The organism is Streptomyces sp. NPDC001415 (assembly GCF_053597395.1).
The window spans coordinates 121,572-136,277 of record NZ_JBSFIE010000001.1 but is presented as its reverse complement, the minus strand read 5'-3'; the positions used below and the strand labels follow the sequence as shown (position 1 = coordinate 136,277).

General features: G+C 70.6%; 13 protein-coding genes. 4 read left to right on the top strand and 9 right to left on the bottom strand.

What is annotated here, in order from left to right:
* Positions 1–156 precede the first annotated feature (156 nt).
* From ACWC2B_RS00560 to ACWC2B_RS00545, 4 genes are all read right to left on the bottom strand, one after another.
* Complete coding sequence (locus ACWC2B_RS00560) at positions 157–798, bottom strand: DUF305 domain-containing protein (RefSeq protein WP_450714227.1); 642 nt, start codon at positions 796–798, stop codon at positions 157–159.
* Positions 795–1,493: a DUF3105 domain-containing protein gene (locus tag ACWC2B_RS00555; protein WP_450714226.1), complete on the bottom strand. Its 699-nt coding sequence runs from the start codon at positions 1,491–1,493 to the stop codon at positions 795–797. The genes ACWC2B_RS00560 and ACWC2B_RS00555 overlap by 4 nt, the downstream gene beginning before the upstream one ends.
* Before the next feature lie 56 nt (positions 1,494–1,549).
* Positions 1,550–1,909: a hypothetical protein gene (locus tag ACWC2B_RS00550; RefSeq protein ID WP_450714225.1), complete on the bottom strand. Its 360-nt coding sequence runs from the start codon at positions 1,907–1,909 to the stop codon at positions 1,550–1,552.
* A gap of 106 nt (positions 1,910–2,015) precedes the next feature.
* Positions 2,016–3,992: an amino acid transporter gene (locus ACWC2B_RS00545; protein ID WP_450714224.1), complete on the bottom strand. Its 1,977-nt coding sequence runs from the start codon at positions 3,990–3,992 to the stop codon at positions 2,016–2,018.
* Positions 3,993–4,254: 262 nt separating this feature from the next.
* Here ACWC2B_RS00545 and ACWC2B_RS00540 point away from each other — a divergent pair, with 262 nt between their 5' ends.
* A complete protein-coding gene (locus ACWC2B_RS00540; RefSeq protein WP_189960966.1) occupies positions 4,255–5,616 on the top strand; it encodes a glutamine synthetase family protein in 1,362 nt (453 codons plus the stop codon).
* A gap of 60 nt (positions 5,617–5,676) precedes the next feature.
* Here ACWC2B_RS00540 and ACWC2B_RS00535 read toward each other — a convergent pair whose 3' ends face one another.
* Positions 5,677–6,933, bottom strand: a complete 1,257-nt coding sequence (locus ACWC2B_RS00535) for a cysteine desulfurase (protein ID WP_450714223.1) — start codon at positions 6,931–6,933, stop codon at positions 5,677–5,679.
* An 87-nt stretch (positions 6,934–7,020) separates the two neighbouring features.
* Between ACWC2B_RS00535 and ACWC2B_RS00530 the strand changes: the two genes are divergently transcribed.
* Together ACWC2B_RS00530 and ACWC2B_RS00525 are read left to right on the top strand one after the other, a co-directional pair.
* Positions 7,021–7,620: a CGNR zinc finger domain-containing protein gene (locus ACWC2B_RS00530; protein ID WP_450714222.1), complete on the top strand. Its 600-nt coding sequence runs from the start codon at positions 7,021–7,023 to the stop codon at positions 7,618–7,620.
* Positions 7,621–7,663: 43 nt separating this feature from the next.
* The gene (locus ACWC2B_RS00525) at positions 7,664–8,023 is read left to right on the top strand and encodes a 5-carboxymethyl-2-hydroxymuconate Delta-isomerase (protein WP_450714221.1); all 360 of its coding nucleotides are present in this window, start codon (positions 7,664–7,666) and stop codon (positions 8,021–8,023) included.
* 19 nt (positions 8,024–8,042) lie between these two features.
* Here the strand turns inward: ACWC2B_RS00525 and ACWC2B_RS00520 are convergent, their stop codons facing one another.
* Genes ACWC2B_RS00520 through ACWC2B_RS00510 form a run of 3 tightly spaced genes read right to left on the bottom strand, consistent with a single transcriptional unit; the run spans position 8,043 to position 11,222 of the window.
* Positions 8,043–9,068, bottom strand: coding sequence for a TolB family protein (locus ACWC2B_RS00520; protein ID WP_450714220.1), 1,026 nt, complete (start codon positions 9,066–9,068; stop codon positions 8,043–8,045).
* The gene (locus tag ACWC2B_RS00515) at positions 9,065–10,333 is read right to left on the bottom strand and encodes an MFS transporter (RefSeq protein WP_450714219.1); all 1,269 of its coding nucleotides are present in this window, start codon (positions 10,331–10,333) and stop codon (positions 9,065–9,067) included. The genes ACWC2B_RS00520 and ACWC2B_RS00515 overlap by 4 nt, the downstream gene beginning before the upstream one ends.
* 1 nt (position 10,334) lies before the next feature.
* Positions 10,335–11,222: an alkaline phosphatase family protein gene (locus ACWC2B_RS00510; protein WP_450714218.1), complete on the bottom strand. Its 888-nt coding sequence runs from the start codon at positions 11,220–11,222 to the stop codon at positions 10,335–10,337.
* 191 nt (positions 11,223–11,413) lie between these two features.
* On the opposite strand from ACWC2B_RS00510, the gene ACWC2B_RS00505 reads away from it, so the two are divergent.
* Complete coding sequence (locus tag ACWC2B_RS00505) at positions 11,414–12,508, top strand: acyltransferase family protein (RefSeq protein ID WP_450714217.1); 1,095 nt, start codon at positions 11,414–11,416, stop codon at positions 12,506–12,508.
* A 71-nt stretch (positions 12,509–12,579) separates the two neighbouring features.
* Here ACWC2B_RS00505 and ACWC2B_RS00500 read toward each other — a convergent pair whose 3' ends face one another.
* Complete coding sequence (locus tag ACWC2B_RS00500) at positions 12,580–14,682, bottom strand: PIG-L family deacetylase (RefSeq protein WP_450714216.1); 2,103 nt, start codon at positions 14,680–14,682, stop codon at positions 12,580–12,582.
* Between the last annotated feature and the right edge of the window lie 24 nt (positions 14,683–14,706).

Here is a 14,706-nt window from a genome sequence, read left to right as displayed (position 1 = left end):
TTCTCATGTAACCCCCTGCGTGAGGTCTTCGCATGCTGTACGTGCGCTGTCTGATGCGCGCACGTAATGCGTCACTCTTGTCAGGAACAGTTCATGCGGGGGGCATGTGATCGCCAAGAAACGCCAAAGAGCGTTTACTGACGGCCAGTTGGGTCGTCAGTCGGTACGTGCCGTAGTACCCCTTTTCTGCAGCATTTGTGCCATCAAGTCGATTTCCGACCGCTGCGCGTCGACCATGCCCTGCGCCAACCGCTTCTCCGGTCCCACCGTGCAGCGCTCGACGCAGCCCTGAGCCATGTGGATGCCGCCCTTGTGGTGCTCGGTCATCAGCTGGAGGTAGAGCACCTCGGCGTCCTTGCCGCTGAGCCTTCGCAGCTTGTCCAGGTCGGTGTTGGTGGCCATGCCCGGCATCAGCGCGCCGTCGGCGCCCGGTTGCATGCCCATGCCCATCCACGCCATCGGCAGCCGGGACGCCTCGTTCTTCGGCAGCCCCCACAGGTCCAGCCAGCCGAGCATCATGCCGCGCTGGTTGGCCTGGGTGTTGGCGATGTCGTAGGCGAGGCGCCGCACCTCCTCGTCCGAGGTGCGGTCGCGCACGATGAACGACATCTGCACCGCCTGCTGGTGGTGCACCGACATGTCGCGCGCGAAGCCCGCGTCCGCCGAAGCCGCCGTGGGCGCGGGGGACTTGGCCTCGGCGGTGGCGCGGTCGCCGCCGGAGGAGACGAGCACCGCGGCCGCCGCGAACACCATCGCGAGCGCGAGCGCCGCGGCGAGCCCCCAGTACCGGCGGATCACTCTCCCAGCCCGCCCGTGCACGGGGCACCCGGCTCGGGCGTCTGGGGGCCCTGCACGTACTTGGTGAAGAACTGGTTCACCCGGGGATCGTCCGCCCCGTTCACGGTGACCTGCTTGCCCCAGGCGCTCAGCGTGATCGCCCCGGCCTGGTCCTTGTACGGGCTCATCAGCGCGTACTGCGTCCTCGACACCTTGTCGGCGAGCTTCTTCACATCGGCGGCGGACGCCTTGTCGGTGTACGTCACCCAGACCGCGCCGTGCTCCAGCGAGTGCACGGCGTTCATGTCCGGGACCTGCTTCGCGTATACGTCGCCGCCGCAGTTCATCCACACCTGGTCGTGGTCGCCGCCCACCGGCGGCTTCATCGGGTAACTGACCTTGGTGGTCACGTGGTTGCGGGTCAGCTTCGTGGCGTCCCAGTCCTTCTCGCCCGCGATCGGCGCCTTCGCATCGGTGCTGCCCTGCGCCTGGGCTTCCGTCTGTGACTCATCGGCTTTGCCGGCCTGGCTGCCGCTGTCGCTCGACCTGCCGAACTCGTACACGCCGAATCCGACCAGACCCGCGACGGCGACGACCGCGGCGGTGACCGAGGAGATCACCACGATCCTGCCGCGCCGCTGCCGGGCCTGCTCGACCCGGCGCAGCTCGTCCATATGCGCCTTGCGGGAGGTGCTGGGGTCGCCCTGAATGGCCATGTGTCCGTAACGTCCTTCTGGTGAGGGGGAGTTGAGGGCTGGGCAGACAGGTAGGACTAGGTCCGCAGCACCTGAAGGACGTGCAGGTCGGGCGCGCGCGGCCGGGCCCCGAACCGTACGGGGGCGGCGCCCGCGCGGGGCGTCACCGGGCGTACGTCATGGACCGCGGCCGGGGCCGGCGTGTCCATCGGGGGCGTGGTGAGCACGGCGGGGACGGTGTGCGGGAAGAGCCCGCAGTCGCCCTGGTCGTAGGGGCAGGTGTACTGCGCGGGCCCGTCGGCGAGCGGGCCGTGGTGGCGGGCCGGGTGTTCGCCGCCGCCCGCCGCGAGGCAGATGAAGAGCGCGGCGAGCAGCGTCGCCATGGCGCTCAGGAGCGCCACGGGACGCGTGATGCGCGTGAGCCGCACTCCCCCCATGGGCGCAGATGGTAGGGGAGGGAGTGCGGCTCACGGCAGGCCGGGTGCCGTAGCGGCCGAAAACAGCTGGCTCAGACACAGGCTCTCAGAAGGAGATGCGGGATGTTCAGCCCACGTGGACCCGGGGCCGGCGGCGCAGATCGGGCTCGGCCCGGCGCAGCACCTCGCGGGTGACCGGCGCGACCTCGCCGTCGCCGAACACCAGGAAGCGCAGCAGATGGCTGAGCGGGTGGCCCTCGGTCCAGTTGAAGTAGGCGTGCGGGACCTCGCCGGTCCGGTCGCGCAGCTCCATCATCACGGCCGCGATGGTGTTGGGCACGACCGCGCCCTCGACGCGCAGCCGCCGCACCCCGTGCTTCTCGTCGCCGTGGACGGTGAGCTCGGTGGTGAAGTCGGAGGAGTTCTGGATGAACACCTCCAGGAACAGCACGGGCCGGCCGTCCGGGATGTGGGTCTCCTCGCGCTGGCTGTACTCCTTGGCGCGGTACTCCCGCGTCGAGTGCTCCTGCGGCTCGTTGGCGATGATCCGCAGCGGCCCGCTCCGCGCCGCCTCGTCCACGAACCGGGCGGCGCACTCGTCGAAGGTGACCGCCGTCGCCCGCAGCTCGAAGGCGCGGTGCACCCGCGAGGCGAACGACGACACCACGATGCCCACGATGAAAAGGAGCGCGATCTTGATGCCGTCCGGCCGCTCGATCACGTTCGTGACCAGCGTGTACGCGAAGACCGCGGTGACCACCCCGAAGCCGAGGGCGGCGGCCCGCTTGCCGCGCCGGTGCACGGCGACCGTCGAGGCGAACGAGGCCGACAGCATCAGAACCAGAACACCGGTGGCGTACGCGCCGCTCTGCGCGTCGACGTCCGCGTCGAACCACCAGGTGATGAAGAAGGCGATCGCCATGAAGATCAGGACCAGCGGCCGCACCGCACGCGTCCACTCGGGCGCCATGCCGTAGCGCGGCAGATAGCGCGGTACGAGGTTGAGCAGGCCCGCGGTCGCCGAGGCGCCGGCGAACCAGAGGATGGCGATGGTCGAGATGTCGTACACCGTCCCGAAGGCCTCGCCCAGGTGCTGGTGGGCGAGGAAGGCGAGGGCGCGGCCGTTGGCGTCGCCCCCGGCCTTGAACTCGGACTCGGGGATCAGGATGGTCGTCGCGAGGCTGGAGACGAGCAGGAAGCCGCTCATGATGAGCGCGGCCGTGGTCAGCAGCTTGCGGGTGTCACGGATGCGGCCGACGGGCTTGTCGTACGTGTCCGAGGCGTCGCCCTGGATCTGCGGCATGACCGCCACGCCCGTCTCGAACCCGGACATGCCGAGCGCGAGCTTCGGGAAGACGAGCAGGGACACCCCGATCATGGCGAGCGGGGAGGAGTGCTCGGCGGTCATCGCGTCCCACCAGTTGCCGATGACGACCGGCTCGGTGGCGATCTTCCAGACGGCGGTGGAGAGAACCACCAGGTTCAGCGCGAGATAGACGCCGACGAGCGCCACCGCGATGCCGATGGCCTCCTTGAACCCCTTGAGGAAGACCGCACCGAGCGCCGCGACGAGCGCGAGGGTGATCCAGAGGTTGGAGCCGTGCAGAAAGCCGGGGGCGAAAGGATTCTCCACGACGTGCGCGGAGGCGTCCGCGGCCGAAAGGGTGATCGTGATCATGAAGTCGGTGGCGGCGAAGCCGAGCAGCACCAGGACGAAGATCTTCCCCGCCCACCAGGGCAGCAGCCGCTCCAGCATGGCGATCGAGCCCTCGCCGTTCGGCGACTCCTTCGCGACCCGCCGGTACACCGGCAGCGCGCCGCCGAGCGTCAGCGCGATCAGCACCAGTGTCGCCAGCGGCGAGAGCAGCCCGGCGGCGAGCGCCGCGATGCCGGGCTGGTAGCCGAGCGTGGAGAAGTAGTCGACGCCGGTCAGGCACATGACCCGCCACCAGCGGTGGCCCTTGTGCTCGGCCGGCGGGGTGCCGTGGGGCCCGGGGTGGCGGGCGGAACGCTCGCTGAGCCCGTCGAGCAGCCAGCCGCGCCAGCGGCGCCGGTCCGGGGATGCGACGGCGGTATCCGGAGGATCCACCTGGGTGCCGGTCATGCGAGGTTCTCCTATGCCGTTCTGCCGAGCGGTTCTGCTGAGCCGTTGCGCCGGGTGTTGCGCGGGCAACGAGGAGCGAGTATCCACCACATCGTCACGCGCGAAGCCCGCAGGGGCATCCACGGGGAGGGGACGTGCCGTAGGTCATACCGGGTGCGTAATGTGGAGGTAATCCCGCGCCTCGATACTGAGGATTCCCCCGCCGTCCCCGTTCCTGACGGGGTAGCGGTGCACAGGCCGTCTGAACTGCAAGGATGTGGCTATGGACAAGCAGCAGGAGTTCGTGCTCCGGACTCTCGAAGAGCGCGACATCCGGTTCGTGCGCCTGTGGTTCACCGATGTGCTGGGCTTCCTCAAGTCGGTGGCGGTCGCCCCGGCCGAGCTGGAGCAGGCCTTCGACGAGGGAATCGGCTTCGACGGCTCGGCCATCGAGGGCTTCGCCCGCGTCTACGAGTCCGACATGATCGCCCGTCCGGACCCCTCCACCTTCCAGATCCTGCCGTGGCGCGCGGAGGCCCCCGGAACGGCCCGGATGTTCTGCGACATCCGGATGCCCGACGGCTCCCCGTCCTTCGCCGACCCGCGCTTCGTCCTCAAGCGCATCCTGGCCAAGACGTCCGACCTGGGGTTCACCTTCTACACCCACCCCGAGATCGAGTTCTTCCTCCTGAAGGACAAGCCGCTCGACGGCACCCGCCCGGTCCCGGCCGACAACTCGGGCTACTTCGACCACACCCCGCAGAACGTCGGCATGGACTTCCGCCGCCAGGCGATCACCATGCTCGAATCGATGGGCATCTCGGTCGAGTTCAGCCACCACGAGGGCGCACCGGGCCAGCAGGAGATCGACCTGCGCTACGCGGACGCCCTCTCCACGGCGGACAACATCATGACGTTCCGCCTGGTCATGAAGCAGGTCGCCCTCGAACAGGGCGTCCAGGCCACCTTCATGCCGAAGCCGTTCTCGGAGTACCCGGGCTCGGGCATGCACACCCACCTCTCCCTCTTCGAGGGCGACCGGAACGCGTTCTACGAGTCGGGCGCCGAGTACCAGCTCTCGAAGGTCGGCCGCTCCTTCATCGCCGGCCTCCTGAAGCACGCCGCCGAGATCGCCGCGGTCACCAACCAGTGGGTCAACTCCTACAAGCGCATCTGGGGCGGCTCGGAGCGCACGGCGGGCGCCGGCGGCGAGGCCCCCTCGTACATCTGCTGGGGCCACAACAACCGCTCGGCCCTCATCCGCGTCCCGATGTACAAGCCCGGCAAGACCGGCTCCTCCCGCATCGAGGTCCGCTCCCTGGACTCGGGCTGCAACCCGTACCTGGCCTACGCCCTCCTCCTCGCGGCGGGCCTGAAGGGCATCGAAGAGGGCTACGAACTCCCGGCAGGCGCCGACGACGACGTCTGGGCCCTCACCGACGCCGAACGCCGCGCCATGGGCATCGAACCCCTCCCGCAGAACCTGGGCGAGGCCATCGCCCTGATGGAACGCAGCGAACTGGTCGCCGAGACACTGGGCGAGCATGTCTTCGACTTCTTCCTGCGCAACAAGAAGCAGGAGTGGGAGGAGTACCGCTCCGAGGTCACCGCGTTCGAGCTGCGGAAGAACCTGCCGGTGCTGTAAGGGAGTTGGCGGGGGAGGGGCTCGTCCGGGTGCCTCCCCCGGTGGTAGGACCGGGGGCGGTCAGGCGAAATACCTCTGCGCCGCCCGCACCCCCTCCGCCAGGGCCTTCACCTCCTTCGCGGTGTTGTACACGTAGAAGCTCGCCCTCGTCGTCGCCGGCAGGCCGTAGCGGCGGGCCAGGGGGCGGGCGCAGTGGTGGCCCGTGCGGACGGCCACTCCTCGGTCGTCCAGGATCTGGCCCACGTCGTGGGGGTGGATTCCGTCCACCACGAAGGACACCGCTGAGCCCCGGTCGGTCAGGTCCTCGGGGCCGATGATCCGGACCCCCGGGATCTCGCCCAGGAGGTTCAGGGCCAGGGCGGTCAGCGTGTCCTCGTGGGCCGCGACCTCCCGCATTCCCAGGGCCTCCAGGTAGTCCACCGCCGCCGCCAGGCCCACCGCCTGGGCGGTCATCGGGACGCCCGCCTCGAAGCGCTGCGGGGGCGGCAGGAACGTCGAGCGCTCCATCTCGACCACCTCGATCATCGAGCCGCCCGTCAGGAACGGGGGCAGCTCGTTCAGCAGCGCCGCGCGGCCCCACAGGACGCCCACGCCGCTCGGACCCAGCATCTTGTGGCCGGAGAACGCGAGGAAGTCCGCGCCCAACTCCCTTACGTCCACCGGGCGGTGGGGGACCGACTGCGCTCCGTCCACCACCACCAGCGCGCCCACCGCATGAGCCCGGTCCGCGATCGTACGGACGGGGTTCAGCGTGCCCAGGACGTTCGACTGATGGGTCAGGGCGACCACCTTCGTCGACTCGTCCACCAGCTCGTCGAGGCCGTCCAGGTCGAGCCGGCCGTCGTCGGTCAGGCCGAACCACGCCAGGCGAGCCCCGGTCCGTTCGGCGAGCTGCTGCCAGGGCACCAGGTTCGCGTGGTGTTCCATCTCGGTCACCACGATCTTGTCGCCGGGCCCTAGCCGGCCCGCGTTCCCCAGGGCGTACGCCACCAGGTTGATGCCCTCGGTGGTGTTCTTCGTGAAGACGATCTCGTCGTCCGCCGCGCCGACGAAGGCGGCGATCCTGCGGCGCGCGCCCTCGTACGCGTCGGTCGCCTCGACCGAGAGCTGGTGCGCGCCGCGGTGCACGGCCGCGTTGTGGTTGAGGTAGAAGTCCCGTTCCGCGTCCAGGACTTGGAGCGGCTTCTGGGTGGTGGCGCCCGAGTCCAGGTAGATCAGCCGCGCCCCGCTGTCGAGCGTGCGGCCGAGGATCGGGAAGTCCTCCCTGACCCGCTCCACGTCGATACCCGCCATCTGGCCATGCCTCGTCGTACCCATGCTCCGGCCGCCCTTGTCTCACGCTCAATGGATTCGTTTTCCGTTAGGTGACGGTAAGACTTCTCACGGCTAACGGCAAGCATTAGCATGAGACCCGTGGATCACGACGCGCCCCACTACCTCCATCAGCCGCCGGTTCCCGGCGAGGAACGGTTCCTCTCCCTCGCCCTGGTGAACACCCGGTTCGCGCTCAGTCACGGCCAGGTGGACCTCCTGGAGGACGCCGACGCCGCGCGGCTCTGGCTCGTACGTCATGAACTGCTGCCGGACCGCACGGTTCTGAACGGCCGTCAGGCCGGGCGGCTGCGCTCGCTCCGCGAGGCGCTGCGGGACCTTTTCGGGGCCCGGGCCGAGGGGGTTGCGCCGCCCGCGCCGAGCCTGGACGCGCTCAATGCCGCGCTGGCCGCCGCGCCCCCCACGCCCCGCCTCGTCTGGACCGGCCGCGAGCCGCACCGCGCCGACGAACCCGACACCGCGAACCCGGTCGGCGCGGCGCTCTGCTCGCTCGCCGAGGACGGCGCCGACCTGCTCACCGGGGCCGACGCGGGCCAGCTCGCGCCCTGCGGCGCCCAGGGCTGCACCCGCTGGTTCCTGCGCTCCCACGCGGCCCGCCGCTGGTGCACCACCAAGTGCGGCAACCGTGTGCGGGCCGCCCGCCACTATGCCGCCCGCAAGACGTCCCTCTGATCCGCCGTCCACTCAACTCGCCTGCTACGCAAGGGAATTGGTCATGCCATTCGTCACCGTCGAATACTCCGAGCGGCTCGCCGCCACCTTCGACCGGGCGGCCTTCGCCCGGGAGGTCCACGAGGTCGCGCCCGCGCCGATCAACGCCTCCACCGAGGCCTTCAAGACCCGCTTCAGGCGCATCGAGGAGTCGTACTTCGGCGCGGCCGAGGACGACATCGACGCAGTGTTCATCCAGGTCGCGATCCTTTCCGGGCGTACCCCGGAGGCGATCGAGGAGCTGAGCGAGATCGTCCTGGAGATCGCCCGCAAGCACGTGACGGGCGTCGACGGGCGGCGGCTGCACGTCATGGTCGAGACCCGCGAGATGGAGCGGGACTTCTACCGCGCCCACAAGGACTAGCCGCCGCGAAGGTCGATCGTCAGCCCAGGTACGCCGGAGCCAGTCCCGCCGTCAGCAGGCGGCGGGGCTTTCCCGTGCCGTCGGCCGGGACCGTGTACAGGTCGCTGCCGTAGTCGCCGGCCAGGGAGTAGGCGACCGTGTGGTCGTCCTGCCAGACCGCCTGGTCGTCCACGCTCCTCGGCTCCGCGAGCGCCGTCTCGCGCATCGTCGCCAGATCGAGGGCGTACAGCTGCCAGGGCGCGTCGGCGGGCAGGCCCGGCACCCGCTTCTTGTAGACGATCCGGGTGCCGTCGGGGGAGAGGGAGGGGCACTCGACGTTCGCGTGCAGGGAGGTCACCGTGCGCGCCGCGAGGTCGCCCCGTACGAGATAGGTGTGGCCGCCCGTCGCCATCGTCGCGTAGAAGTGCTGGTCGTCGGCGGCGAAGGTGACGCCCCAGAAGTTGGTGTCGGCGGCGTGGTGCTCCTTGCCGTCGAGGAAAGCCCTGAAGTCTTCCAGGGACGGGGTGAGTTGGCCCGAGCGGGCATCGAGGACGGCCGTGCGGGTGGAGAAGTTCGTGCCCGCGTACGAGTCGCCGCCGACGAACACCGTCCACGCCACCCAGTGCCCGCTGGGCGAGACCCGGGCGCGGGTCGGGATGCCGGGGAGGCTGTAGTGGGCGCGCTCCTTCAGCTGGGCGTCGAGGACCACCGCGCGGTACGAGTCCTGGACGGTTCCGCGCTCGGCCTGGAGGCAGATGCCCGTGCCCGCCGCCGCGTGGAAGCGCAGGCACTTCACTCCGGAGGCCGTGCGCGGGCCCGCCGGGTCGGTGGCCGGGACCGTGGCCAGCTCGTCGCGGTGCGGGCCCCACGCCATGTTGCGGAACACGATCTTCCGCGTGGCATCGGGTGTCAACGACACCTTTCCGGCGGCCACCGGGGGGCCGCCCGACTGCGTCTGGTTCTTCCGGTCCTCCCGGCCCGCCGCGTGCAGCACGGACGCGGTGGCGACTGCCGCGAGGACGGCCAGGGCCGCCACGAGGACAAGGATCTTGTTGCGCAGGGTCAAGGCCGGGCTTCTTTCGGGTGGTTCGAGGGGCGGAGCAGGAACGCGCCCGCCGCGCACCCGGCCAGGACCGCCGCCGCGGTGCCCAGCGCCGTCTGATCGCCCCACGCCGTCCAGGCCGCGCCGAACGCGATCGAGCAGGCGAAGCGGGCCAGGGCCTGGCCGGTCTGGATCAACGCGAGCCCGGAGGAGCGCAGTTCGGCCGGGACCGACCCGGCGGCCGCCGCCATCAGGACGCCGTCGGTCGCCGCGTAGAACCCGCCGTGCAGGGCCAGCGTGAGGAAGGGGAGCGCCGGGCTCTGCCAGCCGGTCAGGAGCAGGACGTACGCAAGGAGCAGAGCCGCATGGCCGCCGAGGAACACCTGCCAGCGGCCCACCTTGTCGGCGAGGCGTCCCAGGGGTACGGCCAGGAGCAGGAACGCCGCCGCCGTGCCGAGGGGGAGCAGCGCGAACCAGCGGTCGGGCACGCCGAGCCGGTGTTGGAGCAGGAGGTAGACGAAGGAGTCGCTCACCGTCGCCAGGCCCAACAGGAGTGCTGCCAGGGTGAGTTGACGTACCGTACGGACGCGCAGGAGCGCCAGGGCCGCCTTGAGGGAGGCGCGCGGGGCGCCCTCCGGCAGGGGCGTCACGGGGGCGCGGGAGGGGACGAAGAGGAGCAGCACCAGGACGCCGACGGACGCCACGCAGAAACTGACCGTGAACACCGCGTCGTAGCCGTCCGCCGCCTGACGCAGTATCAGGAACGCGGTCAGCGGGCCGAGCATGGCGCCCGCCGTGTCCATCGCCCGGTGCACCCCGAAGGCCCGGCCGCGCGATTCCGGCGCGGACGCGAGGGAGATCAGAGCGTCGCGCGGCGCGGTGCGCAGGCCCTTGCCGGTGCGGTCCGCGGCGAGCACCGCGCCGATCACCGGAAGTGAACTCGCCACCAGGAGAAGGGGTTTGCACAGCGCGGAGAGGCCGTAGCCGAGCGCCGCCACCGTCTTGTGCCGGCCGCCCCGGTCGGCGAGGTGGCCGCCGACGAGCCGGACAAGGGCGCTGAAGCCGTTGTACACGCCGTCGAGCAGGCCGAAGCCTAGCGGGGACAGGCCGAGGCCCGTCACCAGGTACAGCGGGAGCACGGCGGTGACCATCTCCGAGGAGACGTCCGTGATGAGACTGACCGTGCCGAGCGCGAACACGGTGGGGGCGACGGCCGAACGCCGCCCGGACGTGACCCGGGCGGCGTCGGCAGCGGCGGCAGGGGTGCCGCGACTGTCCGCTACGTACACGTCAGCTTGCCCAAATCCCCGTGATGTCGGTGGAGTTGGCGGCCTGACCGGCGTGCGAGGTGCCGTACATGTCCTCGATCGTGCGCAGCACGTTGTAGTGGTTGTACGTCGTCGAGGACGAGGAACCCGGGGTCACCGGCTGGCCGTAGAAGACCGTCGGGATCTTGTTGCCGGCGAGCCGGTTGTCCTCGTCGAAGGTGACGACGAGCAGGCTGTTGTGGGTCTTGGCCCAGGTCGCGTAGGCGCCCAGGTTGTTCTTCAGCCAGGTGTCACCCGTGGACACCGAGCAGTCGTGCATGTCGCTGCACAGGTTCGGGACGACGTACGAGACCTGGGGGAGCGTCGAGTAGTCGGTGGGGAACTGGGTGAACGTGTGCGCCGAGGAGGCCGGCACGTTCGAGAAGCCGACCCACGGGTTGTGCTTGCGCGCGTACTTGCCGCTGGAGCAGGTCGTGGAACCCTGACTGGGCAGCGACTCGTTGTAGCTCGCCCACGTCTTGCCCGCCGCGATCAGCTCGGAGGCGAGGTTCGGCTCGGACGAGAAGCCCGGGTCCACGCAGCTGTCGTCGGTGACGCCCTGCGTCGAGCCGGAGAACATGGCGTAGTAGTTCGGCTGACTCGGGTGGGTCTCGGCGTACGAGGCCGTCAGGCTCGCGCCGCCGGACTTCAGCGAGTTGATGTACGGGGCGCTGGAGCTGCCGATGACCTGGTTGTAGGCGTGGTTCTCCATGACCACGACCACCACGTGGTCGGGGGTCGGAACGCTCGCCGCGGACGCCGCGGAGGACGTGCCGCCGAGGCCGGCCCACAGGCCGACGGATGCGGCCGCGAGGCCCAGGGCGGAGAAAAGGGCGGTGCGGGTGCGGCGCGGTCTGGGCTCGCCGGACACGGCTACCTCCGGAGTGAGGGGGGATGGGTGCCCACGGGTCGGGTACACCCGAGGCGGGTTGCGGTCCATCCCGAGATTAGGGGTGTGCATGTCAACCTGGAAGGTGAACGTGGGTGAAGACACGGGGAACGTCCCGTGCCCAACGAGGTGGTGGTTCCATGAATCACTCCTGTCCCCCTAGATTGGGGCCAATGACCAGCTCTGCCTCCCCCACCGGCTCAGCGGCCCCCGACCGCAGGCCCTTCTTCGACAACGCAAAGTTCCTGCTCATCGCGCTCGTCGCACTCGGCCACAGCTGGGAGCAGGTCTTCTCGCCCCACACGCACGGGCTCAGAGCCGTGCACAACCTGGTCTACGGCTTTCACATGCCGGCCTTCATCCTGCTCTCCGGCTACTTCTCGCGCAGCTTCACCGGCCGTCCCGACCAGATCCGCCGGCTGCTCACCGGGGTCCTCGCGCCCTATCTCATCTTCGAGACCGTCTACACCCTCGTGTACCACTGGCTGCGCGGCACGGAGTTCGCGATCACGCCGACCTCGCCGACGTACCTGCTGTGGTTCCTCATCGCGCTGTTCGTCTGGCGGCTGACCACCCCGATCTGGAACGCCGTGCGCTACCCCGTCCCCATCGCGGTCGTCGTCTCGCTCGCCGCGGGCACCACCGTGATCGGCGAGGACCTGGCGCTGCCCCGGGTCCTGATGTTCCTGCCGTGGTTCGTCCTCGGGCTCAGGCTGCGCCCCGAACACTTCGCCCGGCTGCGCACCCGTACGGCCCGCCGCATCGCGGTGCCGGTCTTCATCGGCGGCCTCGCGCTCGCCTACCGCCTGTCACCGGCCCCGAGCGACGAGTGGCTGTCGATGGACGTCGGCAACGGCGCGCTGCACGTCTCGCTCGTCCGCTACCTGCTGCTCAGGCTGGCCCTGTTCGCGGTGAGCGCGCTGCTGGTGGGTTCGTTCCTGGCGCTGGTGCCGGGCCGCCGGATGTGGATCACAGCCCTGGGCGCGGTCACCCTCTACCCGTATCTGCTGCACGGGATCCTGATCCGCGTCGTCCAGCACTACGGGTTCTTCCGCGTCGTACGGGAGTCGGGGCTCGCGGGGCAGCTGGTGCTCAGCGGGCTCGTGGTGGGGGTGGTCGTCCTTCTGTCGACGCCGCCGGTGCGGGCGCTGGCCCGGCCCCTGGTGGAGCCGCGCCTTCCGCGGTGGCTGCTGCCCAAGGCGCAGGAGCCCGTGCCCGCGACCGTCCCGACGGCCGCCGCCGAGCGCGAGAAGACGCTCGCACGCTGAGCGGCGGCAGCCCTGGCGGGGTTGAGACACAGGCTCTCAGTCCGCGGAAGACGTCCGCGAGGCCGCCGGGCTCAGTTCGCGGCGGGCTTCCAGGGAGCGGTCGGGCCCTGGGCGTTCGCGGTCTGCGTCCAGTACAGCCGGCCGTCCAGGCCGATCGCGGCGGCCGTCGTGTCCTGGCCGTCCGCGACGGCCGAGGGCGCCCCGGTGAACAGGATGCTGCCGTCGGACTTCCACTGCGGGTCCTCGGCGCCCGGCTTCAGGACGGCGAGCGCGCCGGCCGCGGTACGGCCCGTGAGCAGCGGGCCCGCCGCGCCGACCGTGCCGTAGCCGGAGGTGTCGCCGAGGTCGGTGGCCGCGGACGGGGTCACGCCGGTGAACAGCACGCTCTGGACGTTGCCCGAGTCCACCTTGCGGAAGTACACCCGCACGCCGTCGCCCTCCGGGCGGGCGGAGAGGCTCGTCGTGTTCGGCGGCAGCTTCGTCTCGGTGGCGCGCGTCGGCATGGGGGCGCCCGCCTGCGGCTGCGCCCAGGTCAGCACCGTCTTCGGGGTGCTGGAGAACACGTGGACGCGGCCGGCGCCGTCGGCCGTGGCGACCGGGTCGCCCGCCATGTTGACGCCGCCGAGGACGGCCCACGGGGTCCAGGCGCCGTCCTCGGTCAGGTTCGCCGAGTACAGCTGGCGGTCGCCGCCGCGCAGGAACACGGAGAGCTTGCCGGTGCCGTCCACCGCCGCGGTCGGGGTGGACATGTCGAAGACGCCGTCGGTGCCGCTGCGGTCGGGCGAGCCGAGCGAACGCCACGGCCCGAAGTCCCCGCCCGGGGTGGTCTGCACCGCGGCCACCACCTCACGGCGGTAGTCGGTGAGACCGGCACCGAACAGGGTGCGGGTGCCGAACACCGCGAGCCGGCCGTCCGGCAGGCGCGTCGCGCTCACACCGGAGTCCATGCCGTCGCCGGGCAGCATCTTGGGCTCGCCCCAGGCGTCGGCGCCCGGCGCCTTGTGCCACACCGCGAGGCGCTGGTCGAGCACGCCGAACGCCCACAGGCTCCCGTCGTTGCCGGACTGCAGCCAGGAGGTCGAGTTGGTGCGGGAGTAGCGGACCGACTGGGCCCAGCCGTTGCCGTACGGGCGGACCGACACCTTGCGGTCGCCGCAACCGGCGGCGCTGGCGCAGTAGTTGTCGTCCGGGTTCATCCAGGCGTACGTCTTGACGATGTCGGCCTTGGCGTCGGCGGCCGGCTTGGCGAACGTGTGCGGCAGGTAGCTGGTGTTGTAGCCGAAGTACGTCTGCACGCTGAAGTTCGGGTGGTTCACGGACTTCGCGTACAGCTGGAGCGCGGCCTGCGCGAAGCGGGCGCTGTAGATGTGGTCCTGGTGGTCCACGATCTTGTGCAGCTTGCCCTCCTTGCCCGGGGTCGGGTCGAGGGTGCGCACGTGAGTGGGGCGGAAGCGCTCCATCAGACCGGCGAGAGTCTTGACGACCTGGTCCTTCGTGTACGTGAAGGGCTTGGCCGGGCTGCCGGAGGCTATCTGCGAGGTGAGCCTGCCGACCTGGCCGTTCCACAGGCCGCGCAGGCTGTTCGGCTGGTTGCCGTTGGTGGTGCCTGCCTCGCGCAGCTGCACCCACACCAGGTGGATGTCGGGGCGCGCGTCCAGGGTGTCGACCTCGGCGGTGCCGCCGCCGGCGGTGGGCATGGAGGAGCGGGTCCACGAGCTGCCCCGGTCGCCCGTCGCCATCTGCGCGTACGCCCCGCGTATGCCGTTCTGGCGGGCCTCGGAGTACTTCGCCTTGTCGACCAGGGGCTTGGGGCCGCCCGGCTTCTTCGGCGGCGGGGCGTTCACCCCGTCCGCCTCGCCGGCCGTGACGTACACCGACGTCATGGGGCGGCCCGAGCGCAGCGACTGGCCGGTGTCCGGGTTCATGAAGAACAGGTCGTCGTCCGGGTGGGCGATGACCTGCATCACCGAGCCGGCCGCCGGCCGCACCGGTCCCGAGGAGGCCGCCGCGGGCGTGCCCGAGGCGTGGCCGCCGGGGGCGTCCGAACCCTCGGTGTCGGACATCGCGAGTTCGGCGAAGACACCGCCCGCGATGAGCACGGCGGCGAGCGTGGAGCCGGCGACGGCACCACGGCGGGACAGCAGCGCGGAGCGCAGCGGCAGCCTGGACTTCATGGGCATGGTCTTTCGGTGTGGGCG

Excerpts from the sequence above, each read along its gene's own strand:
- ACWC2B_RS00530 (WP_450714222.1), top strand. The coding sequence starts at position 7,021 with ATGAGACCCGTGGATCACGACGCGCCCCACTACCTCCATCAGCCGCCG.
- ACWC2B_RS00505 (WP_450714217.1), top strand. The coding sequence starts at position 11,414 with ATGACCAGCTCTGCCTCCCCCACCGGCTCAGCGGCCCCCGACCGCAGG.
- ACWC2B_RS00525 (WP_450714221.1), top strand. The coding sequence starts at position 7,664 with ATGCCATTCGTCACCGTCGAATACTCCGAGCGGCTCGCCGCCACCTTC.
- ACWC2B_RS00545 (WP_450714224.1), bottom strand. The coding sequence starts at position 3,992 with ATGACCGGCACCCAGGTGGATCCTCCGGATACCGCCGTCGCATCCCCG.
- ACWC2B_RS00540 (WP_189960966.1), top strand. The coding sequence starts at position 4,255 with ATGGACAAGCAGCAGGAGTTCGTGCTCCGGACTCTCGAAGAGCGCGAC.
- ACWC2B_RS00500 (WP_450714216.1), bottom strand. The coding sequence starts at position 14,682 with ATGAAGTCCAGGCTGCCGCTGCGCTCCGCGCTGCTGTCCCGCCGTGGT.
- ACWC2B_RS00555 (WP_450714226.1), bottom strand. The coding sequence starts at position 1,493 with ATGGCCATTCAGGGCGACCCCAGCACCTCCCGCAAGGCGCATATGGAC.
- ACWC2B_RS00535 (WP_450714223.1), bottom strand. The coding sequence starts at position 6,933 with ATGGGTACGACGAGGCATGGCCAGATGGCGGGTATCGACGTGGAGCGG.
- ACWC2B_RS00550 (WP_450714225.1), bottom strand. The coding sequence starts at position 1,909 with ATGGGGGGAGTGCGGCTCACGCGCATCACGCGTCCCGTGGCGCTCCTG.